22 protein-coding genes are annotated in these 22,796 nt (G+C 71.7%); 11 read left to right on the top strand and 11 right to left on the bottom strand.

Annotated elements, in window-relative coordinates:
• Positions 1–7: 7 nt before the first annotated feature.
• From H4W80_RS08525 to H4W80_RS08510, 4 genes are read right to left on the bottom strand one after another with little or no spacing between them, the layout of a single operon-like run.
• The gene (locus H4W80_RS08525) at positions 8–1,804 is read right to left on the bottom strand and encodes an ABC transporter ATP-binding protein (RefSeq protein WP_192784570.1); all 1,797 of its coding nucleotides are present in this window, start codon (positions 1,802–1,804) and stop codon (positions 8–10) included.
• Between the two features lie 43 nt (positions 1,805–1,847).
• Positions 1,848–2,891 (bottom strand): iron-siderophore ABC transporter substrate-binding protein, encoded by a 1,044-nt coding sequence (locus H4W80_RS08520; protein WP_192784569.1) that lies wholly within the window; start codon positions 2,889–2,891, stop codon positions 1,848–1,850.
• A gap of 58 nt (positions 2,892–2,949) precedes the next feature.
• Positions 2,950–4,014 carry a FecCD family ABC transporter permease gene (locus H4W80_RS08515; RefSeq protein ID WP_192784568.1) on the bottom strand — a complete coding sequence of 355 codons (1,065 nt, stop codon included), beginning with the start codon at positions 4,012–4,014 and terminating at the stop codon, positions 2,950–2,952.
• Positions 4,011–5,066, bottom strand: a complete 1,056-nt coding sequence (locus tag H4W80_RS08510) for a FecCD family ABC transporter permease (RefSeq protein WP_192784567.1) — start codon at positions 5,064–5,066, stop codon at positions 4,011–4,013. Before H4W80_RS08510 ends, H4W80_RS08515 begins: the two co-directional genes overlap by 4 nt.
• A 94-nt stretch (positions 5,067–5,160) precedes the next feature.
• On the opposite strand from H4W80_RS08510, the gene H4W80_RS08505 reads away from it, so the two are divergent.
• Positions 5,161–6,237: an alpha/beta hydrolase-fold protein gene (locus H4W80_RS08505; RefSeq protein WP_192784566.1), complete on the top strand. Its 1,077-nt coding sequence runs from the start codon at positions 5,161–5,163 to the stop codon at positions 6,235–6,237.
• A gap of 44 nt (positions 6,238–6,281) precedes the next feature.
• Here the strand turns inward: H4W80_RS08505 and H4W80_RS08500 are convergent, their stop codons facing one another.
• A complete protein-coding gene (locus H4W80_RS08500) occupies positions 6,282–7,580 on the bottom strand; it encodes a lysine N(6)-hydroxylase/L-ornithine N(5)-oxygenase family protein (protein ID WP_192784565.1) in 1,299 nt (432 codons plus the stop codon).
• A 124-nt stretch (positions 7,581–7,704) separates the two neighbouring features.
• Between H4W80_RS08500 and H4W80_RS08495 the strand changes: the two genes are divergently transcribed.
• Positions 7,705–8,649 carry a methionyl-tRNA formyltransferase gene (locus H4W80_RS08495; protein WP_192784564.1) on the top strand — a complete coding sequence of 315 codons (945 nt, stop codon included), beginning with the start codon at positions 7,705–7,707 and terminating at the stop codon, positions 8,647–8,649.
• A 4-nt stretch (positions 8,650–8,653) separates the two neighbouring features.
• Here H4W80_RS08495 and H4W80_RS62545 read toward each other — a convergent pair whose 3' ends face one another.
• Entirely contained in the window at positions 8,654–8,785 is a 132-nt protein-coding gene (locus H4W80_RS62545; protein WP_264085968.1) for a hypothetical protein, read from the bottom strand.
• Between H4W80_RS62545 and H4W80_RS08490 the strand changes: the two genes are divergently transcribed.
• Entirely contained in the window at positions 8,784–9,233 is a 450-nt protein-coding gene (locus H4W80_RS08490) for a cellulose binding domain-containing protein (protein ID WP_192784563.1), read from the top strand. The genes H4W80_RS62545 and H4W80_RS08490 overlap by 2 nt on opposite strands.
• Positions 9,234–9,254: 21 nt before the next feature.
• Here the strand turns inward: H4W80_RS08490 and H4W80_RS08485 are convergent, their stop codons facing one another.
• On the bottom strand, positions 9,255–10,076 hold the full coding sequence (locus H4W80_RS08485) for a patatin-like phospholipase family protein (RefSeq protein WP_192784562.1): 822 nt from the start codon (positions 10,074–10,076) through the stop codon (positions 9,255–9,257).
• A 105-nt stretch (positions 10,077–10,181) separates the two neighbouring features.
• On the opposite strand from H4W80_RS08485, the gene H4W80_RS08480 reads away from it, so the two are divergent.
• Together H4W80_RS08480 and H4W80_RS08475 are read left to right on the top strand one after the other, a co-directional pair.
• Positions 10,182–10,736 carry a TetR/AcrR family transcriptional regulator gene (locus H4W80_RS08480; RefSeq protein ID WP_192784561.1) on the top strand — a complete coding sequence of 185 codons (555 nt, stop codon included), beginning with the start codon at positions 10,182–10,184 and terminating at the stop codon, positions 10,734–10,736.
• Position 10,737: 1 nt separating this feature from the next.
• Positions 10,738–11,931 (top strand): FAD-dependent oxidoreductase, encoded by a 1,194-nt coding sequence (locus tag H4W80_RS08475; RefSeq protein ID WP_192784560.1) that lies wholly within the window; start codon positions 10,738–10,740, stop codon positions 11,929–11,931.
• A gap of 215 nt (positions 11,932–12,146) precedes the next feature.
• On the opposite strand, the gene H4W80_RS08470 is transcribed toward H4W80_RS08475, so the two are convergent.
• Positions 12,147–12,563 carry a VOC family protein gene (locus H4W80_RS08470; protein ID WP_192784559.1) on the bottom strand — a complete coding sequence of 139 codons (417 nt, stop codon included), beginning with the start codon at positions 12,561–12,563 and terminating at the stop codon, positions 12,147–12,149.
• A gap of 72 nt (positions 12,564–12,635) precedes the next feature.
• Here H4W80_RS08470 and H4W80_RS08465 point away from each other — a divergent pair, with 72 nt between their 5' ends.
• From H4W80_RS08465 to H4W80_RS08455, 3 genes are all read left to right on the top strand, one after another.
• Positions 12,636–13,262, top strand: a complete 627-nt coding sequence (locus H4W80_RS08465) for a TetR/AcrR family transcriptional regulator (protein WP_192784558.1) — start codon at positions 12,636–12,638, stop codon at positions 13,260–13,262.
• A gap of 590 nt (positions 13,263–13,852) precedes the next feature.
• Entirely contained in the window at positions 13,853–15,244 is a 1,392-nt protein-coding gene (locus H4W80_RS08460) for an MDR family MFS transporter (RefSeq protein WP_318786766.1), read from the top strand.
• Positions 15,245–15,345: 101 nt separating this feature from the next.
• Positions 15,346–16,062 (top strand): transglutaminase domain-containing protein, encoded by a 717-nt coding sequence (locus tag H4W80_RS08455; protein WP_318786765.1) that lies wholly within the window; start codon positions 15,346–15,348, stop codon positions 16,060–16,062.
• A gap of 49 nt (positions 16,063–16,111) precedes the next feature.
• On the opposite strand, the gene H4W80_RS08450 is transcribed toward H4W80_RS08455, so the two are convergent.
• A complete protein-coding gene (locus H4W80_RS08450) occupies positions 16,112–16,900 on the bottom strand; it encodes an IclR family transcriptional regulator (protein ID WP_192784556.1) in 789 nt (262 codons plus the stop codon).
• A 137-nt stretch (positions 16,901–17,037) separates the two neighbouring features.
• Between H4W80_RS08450 and H4W80_RS08445 the strand changes: the two genes are divergently transcribed.
• Positions 17,038–17,970: a U32 family peptidase gene (locus tag H4W80_RS08445; RefSeq protein ID WP_192784555.1), complete on the top strand. Its 933-nt coding sequence runs from the start codon at positions 17,038–17,040 to the stop codon at positions 17,968–17,970.
• A gap of 178 nt (positions 17,971–18,148) precedes the next feature.
• Here H4W80_RS08445 and H4W80_RS08440 read toward each other — a convergent pair whose 3' ends face one another.
• The gene (locus tag H4W80_RS08440) at positions 18,149–19,201 is read right to left on the bottom strand and encodes a glycosyl hydrolase 53 family protein (protein WP_225963328.1); all 1,053 of its coding nucleotides are present in this window, start codon (positions 19,199–19,201) and stop codon (positions 18,149–18,151) included.
• Here H4W80_RS08440 and H4W80_RS08435 point away from each other — a divergent pair.
• On the top strand, positions 19,184–19,411 hold the full coding sequence (locus H4W80_RS08435; protein WP_192784553.1) for a hypothetical protein: 228 nt from the start codon (positions 19,184–19,186) through the stop codon (positions 19,409–19,411). The genes H4W80_RS08440 and H4W80_RS08435 overlap by 18 nt on opposite strands.
• Before the next feature lie 21 nt (positions 19,412–19,432).
• Here H4W80_RS08435 and H4W80_RS08430 read toward each other — a convergent pair whose 3' ends face one another.
• The gene (locus tag H4W80_RS08430) at positions 19,433–20,305 is read right to left on the bottom strand and encodes a helix-turn-helix domain-containing protein (RefSeq protein WP_192784552.1); all 873 of its coding nucleotides are present in this window, start codon (positions 20,303–20,305) and stop codon (positions 19,433–19,435) included.
• 80 nt (positions 20,306–20,385) lie between these two features.
• Between H4W80_RS08430 and H4W80_RS08425 the strand changes: the two genes are divergently transcribed.
• Positions 20,386–22,734, top strand: coding sequence for a beta-galactosidase (locus tag H4W80_RS08425; protein ID WP_192784551.1), 2,349 nt, complete (start codon positions 20,386–20,388; stop codon positions 22,732–22,734).
• Positions 22,735–22,796: the final 62 nt, after the last annotated feature.

Here is a 22,796-nt window from a genome sequence, read left to right as displayed (position 1 = left end):
CGAAGACTCAGCCGTCCCTTTCGAAGGATGAAGGTTCTTGCCACGCGCGCCACAGCCGCGCGTACCTGCCGCCCAGAGCCACCAGTTCCTCGTGGGTTCCCTGCTCCACGACGCGTCCCGCGTCCAGCACGGCGATGCGGTCGGCCGCCATCGCCTGGGTGAGCCGGTGCGCCACGAACAGCGTGGTGCGGCCCCGGCACGCGGCGGCCACGGCCCGCTCCAGCTCGGCGGCGCCCTGGCTGCCCGCCTCCGCGGTCGACTCGTCCAGCACCACCACCGGCGATCGGCCCAGCACCAGCCGGGCCAGGGCGAGCTGGGCGACCTTGGTGCCGTCCAGCCGCTCACCACCCTCCCCGACCACGGTGTCCAGCCCATCGGGCAGCGCCGCGACCCACGTGTCGGCGCCGACTCTGCGCAACGCGTCCATCAATTCGGCGTCTGTCGCCTCTGGAGCGGCCAGCCGCAGGTCGCCGGCGAGCGGACCGGAGAACACGTGCGTCTCCTGCGTCAGGATGCTCACCAGGGCCCGCGCGCCGGCCTCGTCCAGCCCGGCGAGATCGGCCGTTCCGATGCGCACCGACCCGGCCTGCGGGGTGCCGATGCCCGCGACCAGCGCCGCCAGGGTCGACTTGCCCGCGCCCGTCGCGCCCACCAGCGCGAGCGAGCCGCCCGCCGGGATCACCAGGTCGACGTCCCGCAGGACCGGCCGCCCGGAGCCGGGATAGCTGAAGGTCAGGCCCTCGACCACCACGGGGTGCGGCCCGGCGTCCGCCGGCACTCGCCCCACCAGCCTCTCCTCCGTGGCCTCGCCCAGCACTCCGACCAGCCGGGTCAGGCTCGCGCCCGACTTCTGCGCCTCGTCGAAGGTGAACAGGATGGCGCCCAGCGGGTTGAACAGCCGGTGGAACAGCAGCGGCGCCACCGACGCCTCGCCCAGGGTGACGGCGCCGGCCTCCAGCAGGACGTAGCCCACCACGAGGATCAGGACCAGCCCGATGAACTCGGCGCGGTTCTCCCTGCCGACGAACCGGCCGAAGAAGCGGAACACCTCGACGCCGAGATCGCGCACCCGCCACGACTCGCGGGTGACCTGCTCGCGGAAGGACTCCTCAAGGCGGTACGCCCGGACGGTGCCGATCCCGTTCAGGCCGCTGATCAGCGCCTGCGCGCGATCGGCCTGGGCCTCCCGCTGCCGCTGGTAGAGCGGCGCGGACCGGGGGAGATACCAGCGCAGGGCCAGCGCGTACGCGGGCAGCGCGCCGGCGCCCGCCAGGCCGAGCCGCCAGTCCAGCCCGAACATGCCGGCCGTGGCGATGACGACCAGCACCCCCGACGAGAACACCGTGGGGACCGCCGTCCTGATGCCCTTGGACACCACGGCCACGTCGTCACCGACCCTGGACAGCACGTCGCCCCGGCCGACCTCCTCGATCCGCGCGCTCGGCATGCCCAGCACCGCCCGGACGGCGCCTTCCCGCAGCCGCGCGAGCAGGTCAGCGCCCAGCCGCCCGATCAGGTACGTGGACACCGTGGTGGCCGCCGAGCCGAGCAGCGCGGCGGCCACCATCAGCACCCCGACGGTGACCAGGACCGACCGCGACTGGCCTGCCACCACGCCGTCCACCACCCGGCCGAGCAGGAGCAACGGCAGCACCTGGAGCGCCGCCGCGGCCACCGCGGTGAGCACGGTGGCGCCCGTCAGCCAGGGCGCCTCGCGGCAGTACGCCGCGACCCACCGGGTGGCCTCGCGCCCGGTCGCCGTGCGCAGGATCGCGGGGGCGACGCGCGTGCCGGCGGTGCTCACACCCGGCCCCGGGCAGGCCGGGGACAGGACTGGTTCGCCGGCGTCACCAGGCGGCCGACTTGACGAGCTCGTCGATCGCGTACGGCAGGGACAGCAGCGTGCCCTGCGACATGGCCGCGCCGATCGCCGGGCCCTCGCTGTCCAGCAGGTACGACACCTTGCCGCCCTTGACGGCGGGCAGGTTGGCGAACAGCTTGAAGTTCTTGAGCGCGGTCTGGTCCGCCTGGTCGGCGATGACGAAGATGTGGTCGACGTCGATCAGGTCGATGCGCTCGGGGGACAGCACGGTGTAGAAACTGCCGCCCGCGATCTTGTCGATCTCCGTCGCGCCCTTGAAGCCGATGCCCGACACCAGCCGTCCGCGCACGTCGGTGGTGGTGAACGGCGCGACCGAGTTCTTGTACCAGGACACCGCGACGGCGGTGCGCTCCGCGAACTCCGGGTGCGCGGTGCGGGCGGCGTCGAGCTTGTCCTGGATGCCCTGCACCAGCTTGGCGCCCTCGTCGGCCTTGCCGAGCGCCTTGGCGATGTGCAGCGCGTTGTCCTGCCACGGCGCGCTGAACGGCTCCTTCTCCGTCTTGGTGCGGCCCACCGTCGGAGCGATCTTGGAGAGCCGGTCGTAGGCGGCCTGGTCGATCTCGGAGTAGACCGCGATGATCAGGTCGGGCCGCAGGGCGGCGATCTTCTCGTAGTTGGGGCCGGAGTCGCCGTTGCTCATGACGACCTCGGGGCGGGTGTCGCCCCACTTGTCCTTCACCCACGGCCACTGGGTGTTGACGTCGGGGGTCTTGCCCGGCGGGTTCGGGTACTGGTCGACCATGCCGACCGGCTTGATGCCGAAGGCCAGGATGGCCTGGTCGTCGGTGTAACCGACGGAGACGACCCGCTGCGGGGCCTTGGCGATCTGCGTGGACCCGAACGCGTGCTCCACGGTCACCGGGAACACGCCACCGTCCGTGGCGGGCGCGGGGGCGCCGCTCGGCTTCTCCGCCGAGCCGGAACCGCATCCCGCGATCAATGTCGCGGCGGACAACACCACTGCGATGCGCCGCAAGGTCTTCGTGCCTGTTCTTCGCTGGAGGAGCATCCGGAATCCCTTGCTTTCCACTGCAACCGTGACGAGCCGATATTAGGTTAGCCTAACCTTACTTCTTCAGGTTCGCTCGCACCAGCAGGTAGACGAGGAAAGGGCCGCCGATCGCGGCGGTGACCACGCCGACCGGGAGGCTGACCGGCAGCGCCGTACGCGCCACCAGGTCCGCGCCGATCAGCAGCAGCGCGCCCACCAGCCCGGAGGCCACCAGCGGCGGCGTCGGATACCGCGACAGGCGCATCGCCACCTGCGGCGCCACCAGCGCCACGAACGGCACCGGCCCCGCCGCGCTCACCGCCACGCCGGCCAGCAGCACCGCGCACAGCAGCAGGACCGCCCGCACCATCGAGTACCGCACACCCAGGCCCGCCGCGACCTCGTCACCGAAGTGCAGCGGCCTGAGCTGGAACGCCACGCACGACACGACGGCCATGAGGGCGAGCGCGCACCACAGCGCCACCCAGACCTCGCCCCACGACCGGTCGTCCAGCGAGCCGACCAGCCACGCCTGGGCCCGGGCCACGTCCCGGATGTCGGCCGTGACCAGCAGCCAGATCGTGATCGCCTCCGTCACGGCGCTCACCGAGATGCCGATGAGGATGAGCCGCAGGCCGTCGATCCCGCGCCGCCACGCCAGGAAGTACACCAGCAGCCCGGTGCCGAGACCGCCCGCGAGCGCCGCCGCGGACAGTCCCACGGAATCGACGATGGCCGCGGCGGCCCCGCCCGACACCGTCACCAGGAACACCGCGACCGCGCTCGCGCCCCCGGTGATGCCCAGCACGTCCGGGCTGGCCAGCGGGTTGCGCGCGATGGACTGCGTGATCGCCCCGGACACCCCGAGCGCGATCCCCACGACGAGCCCGGCCAGGGCGCGCGGCAGGCGCAGGTCCATGATGACGAACTCGTCCACCCGCTCGCCCTGGCCGAAGAGCGTGGCGATCACCTGGGGCAGGCCGATGGGGAAGTCGCCGGTGCCGATGGACAGGCAGAACACCAGAAAGGCCGCCGCCGCCAGCAGCAGCGTGACCAGCACCATCCAGGGCCGCCACACGAACGACGCGTGGCCGAGCCGCACGCCCGGTGTCACCGGCCGCTTCACCGCTGTCTCGTTCATACCGTCTTGAACTTTCCGCGCCAGACCAGCGCCGCGAAGAACGGGGCGCCGACGACGGCCACGACGACGCCCGCCTGCAACTCGCCCGGCCGCGTCACCACGCGCCCCACGATGTCGCAGACCAGCAGGATGACGGCGCCGAGCAGGCCCGCGCACGGCACCAGCCAGCGATAGTCCGGCCCGGTGAGATACCGGGCCACGTGGGCCACCATGAGCCCGAGGAAGGCGATGGGGCCGCAGGCCGCCGTCGTCGCGCCCGCCAGCAGGGTGATGGCGACGATGCCGACGGTCCGGGTGCGCGTGATGTTCACGCCCAGCCCGCGCGCGACGTCGTCACCCAGGTTGAGCAGGTTGATGGCGGGCAGCGTGGTCAGCGCCAGCAGCAACCCGGCCACGACGAACGCGGCCACCGGCCGGATGACGTCGAACCCGACCCCGGCGACGGTTCCCGCGTTCCAGAACCGCAGGGCGTTCAGCGACGCCTGGTCCGATAACGCGACCGCCGTGGTCATCGCCGCCAGGAACACCGCGACCCCCTGCCCGGCCAGCGCGAGCGTCAGCGGGCTGCCCGCGCCCCGGCCGATGCTGGCCAGCCCGAACACGACGGCGCCGGCGGCCGCCGCCCCCAGGAAGGCGAACCAGACGTACTGGTACGGATTGGCGAGCCCGAACAGGAGGATCACCGACACGACGGCGAAGGAGGCGCCGGAGTTCACGCCCAGCAGCCCCGTGTCGGCGATCGGGTTGCGCGTGTACCCCTGGATCAGGGCCCCGCTGACCCCCAGGGCGACGCCCGCCACGATCGCGAGCACGGTCCTCGGCACCCGTACGGTCTGCACGATGAGCGCGATCTCGGTGAGCCGCTGGTCGGAGCCCGGCTCCGGGAACAGTCCCTGCCACACCTCCGCCAGGCTCAGCCCGCGCGCGCCGACGGCCAGCGACACCGCCCCCGCGACCAGGAGAACCACCGAGAGCGCGCCCAGGCCCGCCACCCGCCGCCGGTGGACCCCTGTGACCTCGGACGTGGGACGTTTCTCCAGAGTCGTGCTCATCGACCTACAATCCACGGAGCCCATCTCGATCATGAAACTTAGGTAAGTCTATCCTTAGTTTTTGGCCGACGGTAGGGACGGAGTGCGACCGCGCATGGAGATCACCTTCGCCACGTTCGGGTTCCCCGGTGAACCCGGTTCCGACGAGTTCTGGGCGGCGGCGGGAGCGCCCGCGTCGGTGCCCGCCGGCGACGGCTGGGCGACGCTGTTCCTGTGGCGCGGGTCCCCGGCGAGCGTCGGCTTCGAGAGCTGGTCGGAGCCGGTGCCGCTGCGCCGGTGGGGCGAGACGGACTGCTGGTACGCCGTGGTGGCCATGCCGGCGCGGCTGCGGGTGACGTACCGGTTCGTCACGGACGACGGGGCGTACGCCGACCCGTTCAACCCGGCCGGCGCGGGCGGTGACCGGTCCATCGCCGCGACCCCGGACGCCCCAGCCCAGCCGCACTGGCCCGCCGTCGGCGCCGCCGACGTGCTGCCCCTCCCGCGCACCCGCCTTCGCTGGACCAGTGAGCGGCTCGGCGGGCGGCGCACCGTGCGGGTCCACCCGGCGGGCGGCGGCGGGCCGGTGGTCCTGCTGCTCGACGGGGACGACTGGCTGTACCTGCACCCGGCCATGACCGCGTTCGACTCGGCCGTCGCCTGCGGCGACCTGCCCGCCGTCACGCTCGTCTTCCTGCCCGCCCGGGACAGGGAGGCCGAGTTCGGGTGCGGGCCCGGGCTGTGGGAGGCGGTCCGGGACGAGCTGCTGCCGCTGGTCGCCGGGAGCGGCGTTCCCGCCGACCCGGACCGGCTGGTGGTCGCCGGGCAGAGCCTCGGCGGGCTGAGCGCGATGTACGCGGCCCTGGAGTTCCCGGAGCTGGTGTCCGCCGTCGCCTGCCAGTCGGGGTCGTTCTGGTGGACGCCGGACGCCGCCGGCCGGGCCGACCCCATGGGCGGACCGGTCGGCGGCGCCGTCGCCGCGCGCCTGCGGGAGCGCCCCGACCTGTCCGGTCTGCGGGTCGCGTTCGACGTGGGGGAGCACGAGACGCGGATGCTCCCGCACTGCGAGCTGGTCGAGACCCTGGCCGAACAGGCGGGCGCGACCGTGCGGGTCTCCCGCTCGGCCTCGGGCCACGACCGGGCCGGCTGGCGGCACGCCCTGCTCAGGGATGTCGCCTGGGCGCTGCGGTGACGACCCGGCCGTCACCGCAGCCGGCCTCAGTGCCGCGGCCGGGGTCAGCGCGAGAACGCGTAGGGGGTGCGCAGCCGCCCCGCCACCGCGTCGACGATCTCCCCGGCCCGCACGGCGGTGTTGGACAGCAGCGTCGAGGTCAGGCCGTGGGTGTGCTCGGTGGCCCCCTGCACGTAGATGCCGCAGCGCAGGTTCGCGGAGGTGGCGATCCGGTAGTCGCGCTCGATGCGCAGGGCGCCCGAGGGCAGCCGCTCGCAGTGCTCGCCGACCGCGCCCAGCAGGGTCAACGGGTCGCCGGGCCGGTAGCCGGTGGCGTAGACGAGCGCGTCGGCTTCCAGCACGGTCCGTTCCCCGGTGGGCAGGAACTCGACGGTGGCGCGCACGCCCTCGGCGTCCCGGGCGACCTCGACGAGCCGGGAGGCGTTGAGGATGCGCAGCCGCTGCCTGCCCTGCACCTTCTCCTGGTAGTGCCTGCGGTACAGCTCGTCGATGAGGTCGAGGTCGACCACCGAGTAGTTGGTGGAGGCGTGGTAGGAACGCAGGCTGTCCTTGACCGCCTCGGGCGCGCCGAAGTAGTGGTCGACCGCGACGGAGTCGAAGATGCGGTTGGCGAAGGAGCTGTCGTCGGCGGGGGTGTAGCCGTACTTGGAGAAGACCGCGCACACCTCGGCTCCGGGGAAGCGGCCGTGCAGGTGGTCGGTCACCTCGGCGGCGCTCTGGCCGGCGCCGACCACCACCAGCCGGCGCGGGTCGGTCAGCGTGGGGAGCCTGTCCAGGAGCTCCTCGCTGTGCCAGACGCGCTCGTCGCCGACCATCCCGTCGGGCAGCACCGGGACCAGGCCGACGGCGACGACCAGGTTGCGGGTGCGGCGGGTGCTGAGCTCCCCGTCGGCCTGGCGGACCACCACGTCGAGACACTCCACCGCGCCGTCGACGGTGACGGGAGTGACGGTGACGACCTCCGAGCCGTACTCGACCTGGTCGGCGAAGGGCGCGGCGGCCCACTCCAGGTAGTCGTGGAACTCCATGCGGGAGGGGAACATCGTCTTGTGGTTGATGAAGTCCAGCATCCGCCCGCGCGCCTTCAGATAGGACAGAAAGCCGAACTCGCTGGCGGGGTTGCGCATGGTGACCAGGTCCTTGAGGAAGGAGACCTGCATCGTGGTGCCTTCGAGGAGCATGCCGCGGTGCCATCCGAACGAGAGTTGCTTCTCCAGGAACACCGCGTCGATGCGCTCGCCGGTGCGCGCCTGCCGCTCGCGCAGCGCGATGGCCAGGGCGAGGTTGGACGGTCCGAAACCGATGCCGACGAGGTCGTGGACGGGCTGCTCGGCAGTGGGCATGAAAGGCCTTTCTAGAGCGGTCCGAGGGGGGAGCCATGGGTGGAATCGGAAACCAACTTAGGTTAGGCTCGCCTAATTAGGCGAGCCTAACCTTTATTCCCCTCACCTCACAAGGAGAGCGCTGATGCGGGTCGTGATGTTCGGCTACCAGACCTGGGGGCATCGCACCCTCCAAGCCCTGCTGGACTCCGGGCATGACGTGGTGCTGGCGGTCACTCACCCTCAGAGCGACCACGCCTACGAGAAGATCTGGAGCGACTCGGTGGCCGAACTGGCCGAGGCCCACGGCGTCCCGGTCGTGCTGCGCAACCGGCCCGACGACGAGCTCCTGCTCACCCTCAAGCAGGCCGAGCCCGACCTCATCGTCGCCAACAACTGGCGCACCTGGATCCCGCCGGAGATCTTCACCCTGCCCCGGCACGGCATCCTCAACGTGCACGACTCGCTGCTCCCGGCCTACGCCGGCTTCTCCCCGCTCATCTGGGCGCTCATCAACGGCGAGCGGGAGGTCGGCGTCACCGCCCACATGATGAACGCCGAGCTGGACGCCGGGGACATCGTCGTGCAGCGCGCCGTCCCGGTCGGCCCGGCCGACACCGCCACCGACCTGTTCCACCGCACGGTCGACCTCATCGCCCCCATCGTCGCCGAGGCCCTGGATCTCATCGCCTCCGGCCGCACCGACTGGACGCCCCAGGACCGCACCAAGGCCAGCTTCTTCCACAAACGTTCGATCGAGGACAGCAACATCGACTGGAACTGGCCGGCCGAGGACATCGAACGGCTCGTGCGCGCCCAGTCCGACCCCTACCCCAACGCCTTCACCCACTACAAGGGCGAGCGCGTCCGCGTCCTGAAGGCCTCGGTCTCCCAGGGCGTCTACGGCGGCACTCCGGGCCGGGTGTTCATCCGCGAGGGCGACGGCATCGTCATCGTCGCCGGCGCCGAGGCCCGCCGGGGCCGCAGCCACGGCCTGGTGATCGAACGGGTGCGCACCGAGGACGGCACCGACCTGCCGGCGGGCGAGGTGTTCCGGACGATGGGCGGCTACCTCTCCCGCCAGCCGTGAGCGGTCACTGGTAGGCGGAGGCCTGCAGGTCGTACAGGCGGGTGTACCGGCCGGCCGGGTCGATGAGCTCGGCGTGCGTGCCGCATTCGACGATGCGGCCGCCGTCGAGCACGGCGAGCAGCGGCGTCGGCCGCATGAAGGCCCGCGACAGGGCGATCTTCTGTCACTGGCCGCCGGAGAGCTCGACGCCGTCGGCGTACCCGGCCCAGATCCCCTGGACCGTCCCCACCGACGGCACGCCCGTCCCGACCCCGACCCCCACTCCGACGCCCACCCCCACGCCGGTGCCGACCGGATGCGCGGCGACGATCGAAACGGTCAACGCCTGGGGCGGGGGCTTCCAGCCCACGGTCACCGTCCGCGCCGGCGGCTCGGCGATCAACGGCTGGACGGTCACCTGGAACTGGCCCGGATCGCAGAGCATCACCCAGCTGTGGGGCCGCGTCCGCTCGGGCACTGCACCGTCTGTGAGTGTCCGCAACGAGTCCTGGAACGGCAGGCTCGCCGCCGACGCCACCACCGCCTTCGGCTTCACCGCCGCCGGGACCGCCGCCACCCCGGCGCTCACCTGCACCGCGACATGAACGGCACGTCTTCGTTCGCGGTCAGGTGACGGGAGCCGCGTCCCAGACGGGACGCAGGAGCACGGCGACCTGCGGGGCCTGTCGGACTCCGGCGCGGTAGGCGGGCGTCCATGCCTCGCGGTTGCCGAGGTCGGTGCCGAACGCCGCCAACGCTTCGGCATCCGGGCCGATGCGCACATCGTGGTGCTCGCTCGCCGGGAAGCGGTCGGCCATCGGCTCGATGACAACGCGGGTCGCGGCGGTGGCGGCGAGGTCGGCGTTCACGCCGTTGCGCAGAGCGCCGTCCATGTAGCGGCGGCCGTTGACGGTGATCGGAGCGACCGTTCCGGGAAACGCGGAGCTCGACGCGACGGCCTCGACCAGGGTCGCCTCGCCGTCGCGGTCCCATACCTTCGGTTCGCCGGTCTCGGCGTCCACCGCGGTGATCAGCAAGGGGCGGTCGGGCCACGTCCGGGTCTCGACCAGGAAGGAGATCCCGGCCAGGTGCCCGTCCTCGGACGGGGCGTCGGCAGTGAGCGCGATACGCCCGGCCCGGCGGCGTTTGTCGTCCGGATCCAGGGCCGGGTCGCTCAGCGTGGCGAACGCCTGCCCCATCGCGGCCAGGTCCGGCGGTCTGGAACGTCCGGAGTGCGCGGACGGCAGCACTTCCACATCGGCGAGGTCACGGCCGGTGGTGAGCATGGCCGCGGCGATCGCTCCGGCCGAGGTGCCCACGATGAGATCGGCATCGGCGAGGTCGATGCCCGCGTGGCGCAGCCCTGTGGCGAGGCCCGCCAGCCACGCCGTGCCGACAGGTCCACCGGCACCGAGGACCAGCGCTTTTCCGTGCTGAACAGAGGTCATGCCGTCATCCTGTCTCCTCAACCATGCTTGAGGTCAACAGGGCGGTACTGGCGACGGCGGGCCTGCGTGGTATGTTGAATAAACGTTTACTCAATGAGGTGGGCCATGGCCAGGACGCGAAGTGAGCAGGCGGTATGGCGCCGGGAGCAGCTGCTGGACGCGGCCCTGCGCGTGTTCGCTGACAAGGGCGTGGACGGGGCCACGGTCAAGGATGTGGCTCAGGCCGCCGAGGTGACGCCGGGCCTGCTGTATCGCTACTTCGACAGCAAGGAGGCGATGGTGGAGACGCTGCTGTCGGAGCGGGGCTTCCTGCCCCGACTGCGGGAGCTGCGGACCCAGGATCACGGCACCCGGCCGGCTCGCGAGGTGCTGGCCGAGTTGCTGGAGGCGTTCGATCGGTTGCTGGCCGACAACGCCGAGCTGATGGCGGTGTTCTTCAGCTCCGCCCAGGCCCGCGTTCCGCTGGCGACGCTGGTGAGCGAGGGCCAGCTGCTCATCGGCGACTTCCTGCTCGAACGGGTCGAGGCCGGCGAGTTGCGCCCGCACGACACGGTCACGGCCGCCAGGACCCTGTTCGCCACCGTCGCCGTCAACCGGCGCATGGGCACCCCCATCGACATCGCGGCCCTGGTCGGGCTGCTGTTTCCGGAAGAAGGATGAGATGCGCGCACAATGTTGTGTCGTCGGGGGCGGCCCGGCGGGCATGATGGCCGGGCTGCTGCTGGCCCGCCAGGGCGTGGAGGTGATCGTGCTGGAGAAACACACGGACTTCCTGCGCGACTTCCGCGGCGACACCGTCCACCCCTCCACCCTGCAACTGATCGCCGAGCTGGGCTGGATCGATGAGTTCCTGGACCTCCCGCACACCAAGATGCCTCAGGTGGCGGTCAACATGGGCGGCCGGGACGTCACCTTCGCCGACTTCAGCCGGTTGAACGTGCGCTGCCCCTACATCGCGTTCATGCCGCAGTGGGACGTGCTGGACTTCCTGGCCGGCAAGGCCGCGGCCTACCCCTCCTTCCGGCTCCTGCGCAGCGCCCAGGCCACGGAACTCCTCACAGACCAGGGGCGGGTGAGCGGCGTCCTGGCCGACACCGAGGACGGTCCCGTGCAGGTGCGGGCCGGTCTGGTGATCGGGGCCGACGGACGCCACTCCACCGTACGGGCCCGCGCCGGCCTCGCGCCCGTGAGCGCCTCGCCCCCCATGGACGTGCTGTGGTTCCACCTGTCCCGCCGCCCACATGATCGGGTGCCCTTCTTCCAGGGCGGCAAGGGGGCACTGATCTCCATCGACCGCGGTGACTACTGGCAGCTCGCCTACGCGATCCCGGCGGCCGCCTTCGAGGAGTTGAAGTCCGCCGGGCTGCCGGCGTTCCGGAACCGGGTGGCGGAACTGGCGCCCGCCCTGCGCGACCGCGTGGACGAGATCCACGGCTGGGAGGCGGTGCACCATCTGAGCGTCCGGGTGGACCGGCTGCCACGCTGGCACCGGCCAGGACTGCTGTGCATCGGTGACGCCGCCCACGCCATGTCGCCCGCGGGCGGCGTGGGCATCAACCTGGCCGTGCAGGACGCCGTGGCCACCGCCAACCTGCTGGGTCCGCTTCTCGCCCGGGGCGGCGAACCAGAAGACGCCGATCTGGCCCGGGTGCAGTCACGCAGAGAACGCGCCGCGAGGATCACCCAGGCCTTCCAGGTCGGCATCCTGCGCGACCTCTATCCCAAGGACCTGGGTGACGACACGACCCGGCATGTGCCGCCGATCTTCACAGCGTTCCGGACGCTGCCGCCGCTGCGGCACCTCTTGGGTCGTTTCATCGGCATGGGCGTCCGTCCGGAGCACATCGCCGCATAGCCGACACCACCGAGATCAAGCCGGGTAGGCGGTGAGCCGGCCGAACGCCGGCCTGGCCGTTAGCCGAACGTGATGGCCGCTGGCACCACCGCCCCGAGCTCCAGGTCGAGCAGCAAGCGGTGCGTCGGGGGTGCCGTGCGTGAAATCCGGGGCCGTCGCGCGCCTGGCGCAGCCCGTCGGGGGGTGCTGTCCGATCGGATCGGCCCGACCGGGCGTCATGAGCCGACGTACTGCCCGGCGTACTCCGCCGAGGGCGCGATCGGGGTGATGACGTCGATGAGGACCCCGTTGGGATCGGCCACGATGAAGTGCCGCTGCCCGAAGTCCTCGCTGCGCAGCGCGAGCTCGGCGGTCAGCCCCGCGCCGACGACGAGCCGTTCCCATTCGGCGTCCACGTCCGCCACCTCGAAGTTGAGCAGCAGCCCGCGGACGGGGGCGCGGTACGCCTCGGGCAGCGTCGGGTGGGTGTGGTCGAGCAGCGCGAGCTCGTAGGCCGGCGTCCCGGGGCGTCGCAGGCTGACGTACCAGCCGGACTCGAACGTCGTCTCGAACCCCAGCAGCCCGGTGTAGAAGTCGCGGGACTCCTGAAGCCGGGCGGTGCAGATCACGGGATAGAAACTGGTCAGTTCCACGCGAGCTCCTTTCACGTACCATCGGTACGTGAATGTGTATTTGACGTACCATCGGTATGTCAAGGAGGAAGCATGAAGACGCACGGCGTCCGGGCGCGGCAGCGGGAGCAGACCAGGCGGGCCCTGCTGCGCGAGAGCAGGCGCCTGTTCGCGGACCGGGGTTACGGCGCGGTGAGCCTGTCGGAGATCGTCGCCGAGGCCGGGGTGACCAAGGGCGCGCTCTACCATCTGTTCGAGAGCAAGGCCGAGTTGTTCAGGGCCGTCCTGGAGCAGGTGCAGCAGGAGGTGGCCGGGACGGTGGCGCGGACCGCCGACGCCCACGACGACCTCTGGACCCGCCTGACCGCCGGCTGCCAGGCGTTCCTGACCGCGAGCACGGCCCCGGGCGTTCAACGGATCATGCTCGTCGACGGCCCCGCCGTGCTCGGCTGGACCGAATGGCGCGCGATGGACGAGGCCGCCTCAGCCCGCCACCTGGCCGACGCGCTCACCGACCTGATCCGGGCGGGCACGATCGCGCCCCAGCCGGTCGCGCCGCTGGCCCACCTGCTGTCGGGTGCGATGAACGAGGCGGCGCTCTGGGTGGCGGGCTCTGACGACCCCGCGGACCTGCCGGCCACCCAGGCCGCCCTGGCGCGGCTCCTGGAGGCGCTACGCGGCGACGTGCCCGCTCAGCCCGACATCCCCGACGAGGTGTAACCCGCGACGAAGCGGCGTTGCAGGGACAGGAACAACACCAGGGCGGCAGGGCCATGATCAGACCGGCCGCGCCGACGAGCGCCCAGTCGGGGGAGAAGCCCTGCTGGAAGGAGTAGAGCGACAGGGAGACCGGCAGCTTCTCGCTGTCCTGGATGAACGTCACGGCCGGCAGGAACTCGTTGTACGCCTGCAGCCCCGCGATCAGGCCCGCGGTGAGGACGCCCAGCCAGATCAGCGGGAAGACGATCCGGATGAACAGCCGCACCGCTCCCGCGCCGTCGAGCCGCGCCGCGGAGGAGCAGCACGCCGACCGGCCCATGACGGCGGCGGCTACCGGTCTCGCGCTTCTCGCATGCCGAGAAAAGTGGGTGACATTTCGCCTCACGTGCCGGAATGTTGGACGTGGGCGATGAGTTTTGTCAGTGCTGCCGGTCAGTCTGTGTATGACCACGACTGCTCGTGAGACCCGAGGCTGGACCACCAGCCCTGACCACACTGTTTCCGACAACTCTGATCGAGGTGCCGTGCCCAGCCCACAGCTAGACTCACCCGCCAAGCCCGCGGCCGCCGGTTCGGGCCGCACCCCGGCCGTGATCCGGCTGCTTGTGCTCGCCACGTTCGTGGTCATCCTCAATGAGACGATCATGATCAACGCGATCCCGCGGTTGATGGACGCGCTGCACATCACGGAGCAGACCGCGCAGTGGCTCTCGACCGCCTTCATGCTGACCATGGCCGCGGTCATCCCGATCACCGGCTGGTTCCTGCAGCGGGTGACCACCCGCCGCGCTTACACGGTGGCGATGGGATTGTTCCTGGCCGGCACGGCGCTGGCCGCCGTCGCGCCGACGTTCGAGGTGCTGCTGGGCGCGCGCATCGTCCAGGCGTCCGGGACGGCCGTGATGATGCCGCTGCTGATGACCACGCTGATGCAGGTGGTGCCCGAGGAGGACCGGGGCCGGGTCATGGGCAACGTCACCCTGGCCATCTCGGTGGCGCCCGCGATGGGCCCGGCGATCTCGGGGGTGATCCTGCAGTTCGGGTCCTGGCGCCTGCTGTTCGCCGTGGTGTTCCCCATCGCCGCCCTGATCGCCTGGAGCGGCCTGAAGCGGCTCAAGAACATCGGCGAGCCCCGGTTCAGCACCATCGACTGGTTCAGCGTGGTGACCGCCGCGGCGGGCTTCGGCGGCCTGGTCTACGGGCTCAGCCGGTTCGAGGGCGGTGACGCCCGCCTTGCCGCCGGGATCGTGGCGGCCGGGCTGGTCACCATCGCCGTCTTCGTCTTCCGCCAGCTGTCGTTGCAGAAGCGCGACGAACCGCTGATGGACCTGCGCACCCTGCGCCACCGCACCTACACCGTCGCGCTGATCCTGATGTCGGTGTCCTTCATGGCGATGCTCGGCTCGATGATCCTGCTGCCGCTTTACCTGCAGAGCGTCCGCGGCCTCAGCGCCCTGGAGACCGGCCTCCTCGTGATGCCCGGCGGCCTGGCGATGGGCCTGCTCGGTCCGACCGTCGGCCGCCTGTTCGACCAGTTCGGCGGCCGGGTCCTGGTCATCCCCGGCGCGATCGGCATCATGCTCTCGCTGGCCGGCTTCACCCAGGTCACGATGACGATGCCGTACTGGCAGATCCTCGGCCTGCACGCGCTGCTGATGGTGAGCCTGGCCGCGACCTTCACCCCGGTCTTCACCCTCGGGCTCGGCGCGGTCCCCCCGCGGCTCTACTCCCACGGCAGCTCGATCCTGAGCACGCTCCAGCAGGTCTCGGCGGCCCTCGGCACCGCCATCGTGATCACCGTGATGAGCGCGCGCGCCGACGCCCTGAAGGCCGAGGGAGTCGCCGAGGCGCTCGCCGACCTCGACGGGATGCGACTGGCCTTCATCCTCGGCGCGGTGCTGTCCGTGGCGGTGGTCATCACCGCCCTGCTCCTGCCGGCCCGGGCGGAACACACCGTCGAGCTGGAGGAGCCCGGTCGCTGAAGCGGCATCGCCCGGCCCGGCTGACCTGGTCGGGCTCGGCCTGTATGCCGTGACCACGGGTCCGTGCCTCCTCCCGGCTGCTCGCCGAATATGATCAACGCGTGAAACTGGCGCTCTTGAGACGCGGCGGCGGCGCAGCCGTTTCCCCACGGAAAGCGGCTGCGGGGAGCGTGGCGGCCACGCCCATCCTCGACTGGAGACACCCTCGGGTGCTGGGGTTCGCGGCCGAGGTGCAGGATGCCGATCCGTGTACGGACCGAACATTCCTGATCACGGCCCACCAGCTCATCGCAGCCCGCGTGCGCCCGGTCTACGCCCTGAACGAACGGCAGCCTGTCTCCACGACCCTGGCTCTGGGACGCGGCTCGTGCAGCCAGCGGCTGGCGCTGCTGGAGGCCGTGGCGCGCGGCCACGGGATCGCCAGCCGAGTCAGAGGACTGCTGATCGACGGGCGCTTCTGGCATCCTCGATTCCCGCGCCTGCGCCCACTGATCCCCAGGCAGGTGGTGCTCGCCTGGCCGGAATTCCTCCTCGACGATCAGTGGACGGCCGTTTCCGAGCTCTATGGCGAGCTGGGCGCGCTGCGAGCGGGAGGCCGATTCGCCAACACAGGTGGCGAGACACTCTTCGACGCGATCGGGCGCACGGCCGTGGACTGGGACGGCAGCACCTGCTCCTCCTGCGATCTGTCAGGTCACGTCCTCGCTGATCTGGGCTATTTCGCCGCCCGCGACGACCTGTTCGACGAGCACGGGCAGACCCTGTGCCTGCCGGCACGCATTCCCGCTGATCTCATCATGCGACGTCGGACGGCCTGAGACGAGTCCGTACGGCAACACCTGGGGCGGTCGGCTGGCGCCCCACGGGTCATGAGCCGTGTCGGGTGGGCGGGCCGTCGGGGTGGCCGAGGCGGCGGGAGAGGGTGGCGGCGCCGGTGCGGACGAGGTCGGTCCACTGCTCTCGGCGCTGGTCGGTCCAGCGGACGGTGGGCACCGAGACGCTCATCGCGGCCACCATGCGCCCAGTGTGGTCGAACACGCCGACGGCGACGCAGGCGACCGCTTCGTTGGACTCGCAGTCGTCGTAGGCCACGCCTGCCTGCCGGATCTCCGCCAGCTGGGTGCGCAGCCCCGCGGGCGTGGTGATGCTGTTCGGGGTCATCGGCTGGAGGGGCCGGTCGTGCGGGTAGCGGGCGTCTAGCGCCTCCGGTGGCAGGGCGGACAGCAGCATCTTCCCGACGGCGGTGCAGTGCGCCGGGAGCCGGCGGCCGACCGCGGAGACCATCCGTACCGAATGGGTGCTGTCCACCTTGGCGATGTAGACCACCTCGGCCCCGTCCAGGATCGCCACGTGCACGCTCTCGTCGCAGGCGGCGGCCACCTCGGTGGCCGCGTGCTGGGCCTGCCTGGCCAGGTCGAGGCGGTCGGCGAAGAGCCCGCCCAGCTCGAAGAGCCTCATGCCGAGCTGGTAGCGGATCGGGGCGCTCGGCTCGGCCACCAGGTAGCCGCGGTCGACCAGGGTGTTGACCAGCTCGTGCACGGTGGTCCTGGGCAGGCCGAGCCGGGCGGTGATGTCGGAGGCGGCCAGCGCGCCCTCGGCGAGGAACAGCTCGAGGATGTCGAGCGCTCGGTTGACCGCCGGAACGGTTCGGGCCATCGCTGTCTCCTGCCGGTCGGGGGGCGCAGCAGATCCGTCGGCCGGCATTGACGACCGCGAGCCTGAATCGTTAGCCTCCGCATGTCGATATACCGAACCTTGTTCGAGATTTCGAACAATACGGGACTGGGAGCGCGATGTCCACCACCAATGAGCTGCTCGTCCGTCTTGGGCTGCCGGCTGACGACGGGTCCGCGCCGCCGCCGTCTCCCGGCCGGTTCCCCGACGGGGCCCAGTACCGGGTCGAGATCCCCAGCGTGGAGGGGCCGGCCAGCCTCGCCGCCGTCCTGAGCGAGGCGCGACGGCTGGACGTCCCGGTCACCCGGGTCTCGCAGGGCAGCGGGGTGGGCCTGCTCACGGACGGCGAGATCACCGAAATGGTCGGCATGGCCGCCGACGCCGGGGTGGAGCTGTCGTTGTTCGCCCGGCCGTGTGCCGGCTGGGACACCTCCGCGATGAGCCGCGCGCCCGCCGGGGGTGGCCTGGCGCCGGCGGTGCGCGGGCAGGACCAGCTCGTCGCCGTGGTGGACGAGATCCGCCGGGCGGCCGAGCTGGGCGTACGCAGCGTTCTGATCGCCGACGTGGGCGTGCTCTCGGTGTTCGGCCGGCTGCGTGACAGCGGGGAGCTGCCCGCGCAGATGCAGGCCAAGGTCTCGGTGATGCTCCCGATCGCGAACGCGGCCACCGCCCAGGTGATCGCCGGGCTCGGCGCGGACACGCTCAACCTGCCGACCGACCTGACCCTCGCGCAGATCGGGGCCATCCGCGGCGCGGTCAGCCAGCCGCTGGACATCTATGTCGAGTCGCCGGACAACCTGGGCGGGTTCGTCCGCCACTACGAGCTGCCCCGGCTGGTGGAGCTGGCGGCGCCGGTGTACGCGAAGTTCGGCCTGCGCAACGCCCCGGACATCTACCCGTCGGGCAGCCACCTGGAGTCCACCTCGGTGGCGCTGTCGATCGAGCGGGTCCGCCGCGCCAGGCTGGGGCTGGACCTGCTGGCACGGGCCGGTTCGGAGGCGGTCTGCTCCGCCGCCGGCGCCGCCGGGCTGGCCCTGCCGGTCACCGGCTGACCAAGCCGGGCTGACCAAGCCGGGCTGACCACGCAGGGCTGACCACGCAGGGCTGACCACGCAGGGCTGACCACGCAGGGCCGGGCGCGCAGGGCCGGGCGCGACGGCCCGGCCGCGCTGGTCGCGGGCTGGCACCGGGTGGGGCGGGCCTGGGAGGGCGCGCCCCACGCCGGGTCGGTCAGCGCCCGCCGTCGATGTTGTAGCGGTACGCCTTCAGCGCGGGCAACGCCTTGCCGCTGAAGTCGAACAGGGTCGTGTTGCTGACGAAGTTCGGCTCGCCGACCTCCCAGCCGACCCCGGGCGCCGGGATCATGACGGGGTCCCAGTAGAGATCGCCGATCACGGCGCCGTCGGGCACGCTCTTGAGGGCGGCGAACAGCTCGTAGAGGAAGTCGCGCTGCCCGGCGGGCGTCTCCCCGTAAGGCACGGGGCCGTTGTCGTGGAGCTGGCCCTCGAGACCTTCGTGGGTGACTGGGTTCCAGTTGATGCCGGTCTCCATCACCATGATCTTCTTGTTGAACTCCCGGCTGATGGTGTCGAAGAACCGCACGACGGTGGGGATGTCGCGGCGGGTCCAGAACGGGTAGTAGGACGAGCCGATGAGGTCGTACGGGACGCCGAGCTGGTTGAGCAGGCCGTAGAACCAGCGGTACTCGTCGTAGTCCCCGGCGTCGTGGATGTGGATGATGACCTGCGTGTCCGGCGACACCTCCTTGGTGGCGCGGTAGCCCGCCTTGAGGAACCGGGCCAGCGCCGGCGCGCCGTCGGCGGTGTAGGAGTAGCCGTAGGGGAAGAGCAGCCCGCCCTGCATCTCGTTGCCGAGCGAGACGAAGGCCGGGGGCGTGCCCTGGGCGGCCATGCGCTGGAGGAAGGACCTGGTGTAGTCGTAGACGTGGCTCTCCAGCTTGTCGACGGACTGGTCCCGGGGCAGGTCCGTGACGTCGCGCCAGTCCTTGGGGATGTCCTGGATCTCGCCGTTGGTCCAGTAGTCGCTGTAGTGGAACGTCAGCTGGATCCGCATCCCGTACCGGGTGGCGCGCCGGGCGAGGTCGAGGATGTCCTCCTCGTCCTGGTAGCCCTCGGGCAGGTAGTGGCCGGGATACCCGACCCGCGGGTGATCGGGGCCGGTGTCGTTGTAGAGGCGCGGCCGGACGATGTCCATCCCGTTCTCCGCCATGATCTTCAAGAGATCGGTTTCGCCGCGCCGAGCCGGGTGATCGACGAGGCGCATCAGCGCGGCCTCAAGGTCATCGTCGGCACGCCGACGTACGCCGTCCCCCCCCGTGGCCGGCACGCCGGCATCCGGACCGGCCGCTGCCGTACGGGGCCCGCCAGAACGTCGGCCCGGCGCAGCACGGCCGCTCTGGTGCGGTGGGCCCTGGCCGAGCGGGGAGAGCGCCCGGCGGCGGCGGTCTGGCCGGACCGCCCGCCGTCGGTGTGAGGTAGACCCGCATGACGCGGCTCAGCGCGCGCGGTTGCGGTACGCGGTGGGCGCGAGCCCGTGGACGCTCGCGAACTTGCGGGAGAAGTACAGCGCGTCGTCGTATCCGGCCTCGCGGGCGATGGCCCTGACCGTGAGGCCGGAGTTGTCCAGCAGCTCCCGTGCGCGCGCCATGCGCAGCTGCGTCTGGTACTTCAGCGGAGAGACCCCGAGCTGCTCCCGGAACAGGGCGCCGAGCTGGGACGTGCTCAGGCCGACCATCGCCGCCAGCGAGCCGACGGAGGTGCGCCGCGGCGTGGTCGCCCGCAGGTGCTCGACGGCGCGTTCGACCGGGCTGAGCGAGGTGCCGAGGGGACGGCGGCCGGTGGCGACGACCTGGGCGAGCGCGTTCCATGCCGCGCCGGCGGCCCGTACGAGGCCACCCGTGGTCCCGGCGTCGAGGCCGTCGATCACCTGGGAGATGAGGCTGGCGACGGGTGCGGGATCCCGGAGATGCGTGACGATCCCACCGGCCGCAGCCAGCCCGGCGCTGACGAGGTCGGCGGCGTCGGCGCCCACGGCGTGCAACCACCACAGGGTCCAGGGGTCGGTGTCCGAGGCCCCGTACTCGTGGGCCATCCCGGCGGGCAGGAGGACGGCGTCGCCCCGCTGAACGGCGAAACGTCCATCGCCGGTCTCGACCCATCCTGAACCGTCGGTGCAGACCAGCAGGATGTGCTGTCCGGCGCCGCCGGACCGGGCCGCTCCGTGCCGGGCGGCGCGGAGAAAGATCCCGGTATCGGTGACAAGAAGCCGGTTCGTCACGGGCCGGCCGAGCGCCTTGCGTACCGTGGGCCGGGGAACGACCAGCATGCGTCCGCCGGCGAACTCCTCAGGCAGCGTCGTTTCGTCCATATGAGGCAGTGAAACGCCCATCGGCTTATCGGGTCAACCGGTCATACGATCACCCACGGCCACCCTCTCGAAGGAGAACGATGAACGACAAGACCCGCAGGTTGCGCGTCTCCCCGCAGGCCCCGCCCCGCCGGGGACACCTCCCGCTGGGAGACGACGCCAGGACGCCGGACCGGATCGAGGTCACGAGCCGGTGGCTCGAACGCGGCGGCAAGCCCTGGTTCCCGGTGACGGGGGAGATCCACTACTCCCGCATCCCGCGCGAGCGGTGGAACGAGGTCCTCGGGCACGCGCGCGCCGGCGGGCTGGACACGGTGGCGACGTACGTGCTCTGGCAGGCGCACGAGCCCGAGCCCGGCCGGTTCCGGTGGGACGGCAACCTCGACCTGCGCGCGTTCGTGGAGCTCGCCGCGCGCCACGGCCTGGACGTCATCGTCCGGATGGGCCCGTGGGCACACGGCGAGGCGCGCCGCGGCGGGTTCCCCGACTGGCTCGTCGAGCGCGGCCTCAAGACCCGCACCAACGACCCCGCCTACCTGGAGCTGGCCCGCGCGCTCTACGCCCAGACGATCAGCCGGCTGGCCGGCCTCACCCACGCCGAGGGCGGGCCCGTGGTGGGCGCCCAGATGGACAACGAGCTGTACGACCAGCCGCAGCATCTCGCCATGCTCAGACGCATCGCCGAGGACCTCGGACTGCGGGTGCCCCTGTGGACCGCGACGGGCTGGGGCGGCGCCCTGGTGCCCGAGACGCTGCTCCCGCTCTACAGCGCCTACTCCGACGGATTCTGGGAGGACTCGCAGACGGAGTGGCCCCGGTTCGCCGCCCACCACTTCCGCTACAGCGAGGTCCGCGACGATCTGACGGTGGGCGCGGACCTGCGCGAGGCGCTCGACGGCATCGTGCTCGACCCCGCCGCGGTCCCGCTCAAGGACGACGCCGCGACCCCCTTCGCCACCTGCGAGATCGGGGGCGGCATGCATGTCGCCTACCACCGGCGCCCGCTGGTCACCGCTCAGGACGTCGCCGCGCTCGCCCTGGCCAAGATCGGGAGCGGGTCGATCTGGCAGGGCTACTACATGTACGCGGGCGGCACCCAGCGGGTCGGGCCGCACGGCACCGAGCAGGAGTCCCACGCCACGGGCTACCCCAACGACGTGCCGAGCCTGAGCTACGACTTCTACGCCCCGATCGGGGAGCACGCCCAGATCCGCCCGCACCACCACCTGCTGCGCCGCCTGCACCTCTGGCTGGCCGCGGAAGGCGCCCGGCTCGCGCCGATGGGCGTCACCGTCGGCGGCGGCGGGGACGACCCGGGCGAGCTGCGCTGGGCCGTCCGCTCGGACGGGCACGCCGGCTACCTCTTCCTGACCACGTACCAGCCGCCCGGGCGGCCGCTCGACGCGCAGAAGGACGTCCAGGTCACGGTGTCGTTCGAGGACGCCGACGTCACCGTTCCGACCAGGCCGCTCGACCTTCCCGCCGGGGTGTCCCTGGTGTGGCCGCTGCGCTATCAGCTCGCCCCGGGGCTCGTCCTGCGCAGCGCCACCGCGCAACTCGTCACCCGGATCACCGATGAGGACGGCGACCTGGTCGTCCTGTGCGCGACCGGCGGCGTCCCGGTGGAGCTCGTCCTCGACGGGGACGTGGCGATCGACGGGGCCCGGTCCGCCGGCGACGCGACGGTGGTGGACGTCGCCGAGCCCGGGCCGGAGTGCGTCATCGACCTGCCCGGCGCGCGGGTCCTCGTCCTCGACGAGGCGAGCGCGAACCGCCTGTACCGGCTGGAGGTCGCGGGCCGCGAGCGGCTGGTGCTGTCCGACGCGCCGGTGTACGCCCTCGACGGCGCCCTGGTGCTCCACTCGGAGGCCGAGCGGTGCGCCGTGGCGCTGCTGCCGGCGCCCGCCGGGCTGACGGCCGACGGCGGCGAGCTCGCCGGCCCTCGCGGGGAGGGGCTGTGGCGCACCTGGTCGGTGAACGTCTCCGGCGCGGGCGCCCGAACGGTCGCCGAAGACCTGCGCCCGCACGCCCCCGCTCCGCCCGAGCCGGTACGCGGCGGGCCGATGGACCGGCTCAGCGCCCCGGCCGACTACTCCGGCGCGGCGCAGGTTCACCTGGACGTGCCGAGTGACGTGTTCGAGGGCACCGACCGCGTGCTGCTGCGGCTGACCTGGACGGGCGACGCCGGGCGCGCGTACGTGGGCGACCGGCTCGTCAGTGACCACTTCTGGCACGGGCGCACCTGGGACATCGACCTCACGCCCTGGCGTGACGACGTCGCCGGGCAGGGCGTGCGGCTCGAACTGCTGCCGTGGCGCCGCGACACCGGCGTGTGGGTCGACGCGGCCGTACGGAACGTTCCCGACGGCATCGCCGTCGCCTCCGCGGTGGTGGTACGGGTGGGCCGCGCCGTCCTGCGCCCAGCATGATCATGTTTCGAAAAATCATATCAATATAAAAAATAGTAGTACTGATTCATTGACACCGGCAC

Source organism: Nonomuraea angiospora, assembly GCF_014873145.1.
Classification (GTDB): domain Bacteria; phylum Actinomycetota; class Actinomycetes; order Streptosporangiales; family Streptosporangiaceae; genus Nonomuraea; species Nonomuraea angiospora.
The sequence above is the reverse complement of the archived record's forward strand: the minus strand, read 5'-3'. Positions and strand labels throughout refer to the sequence as shown.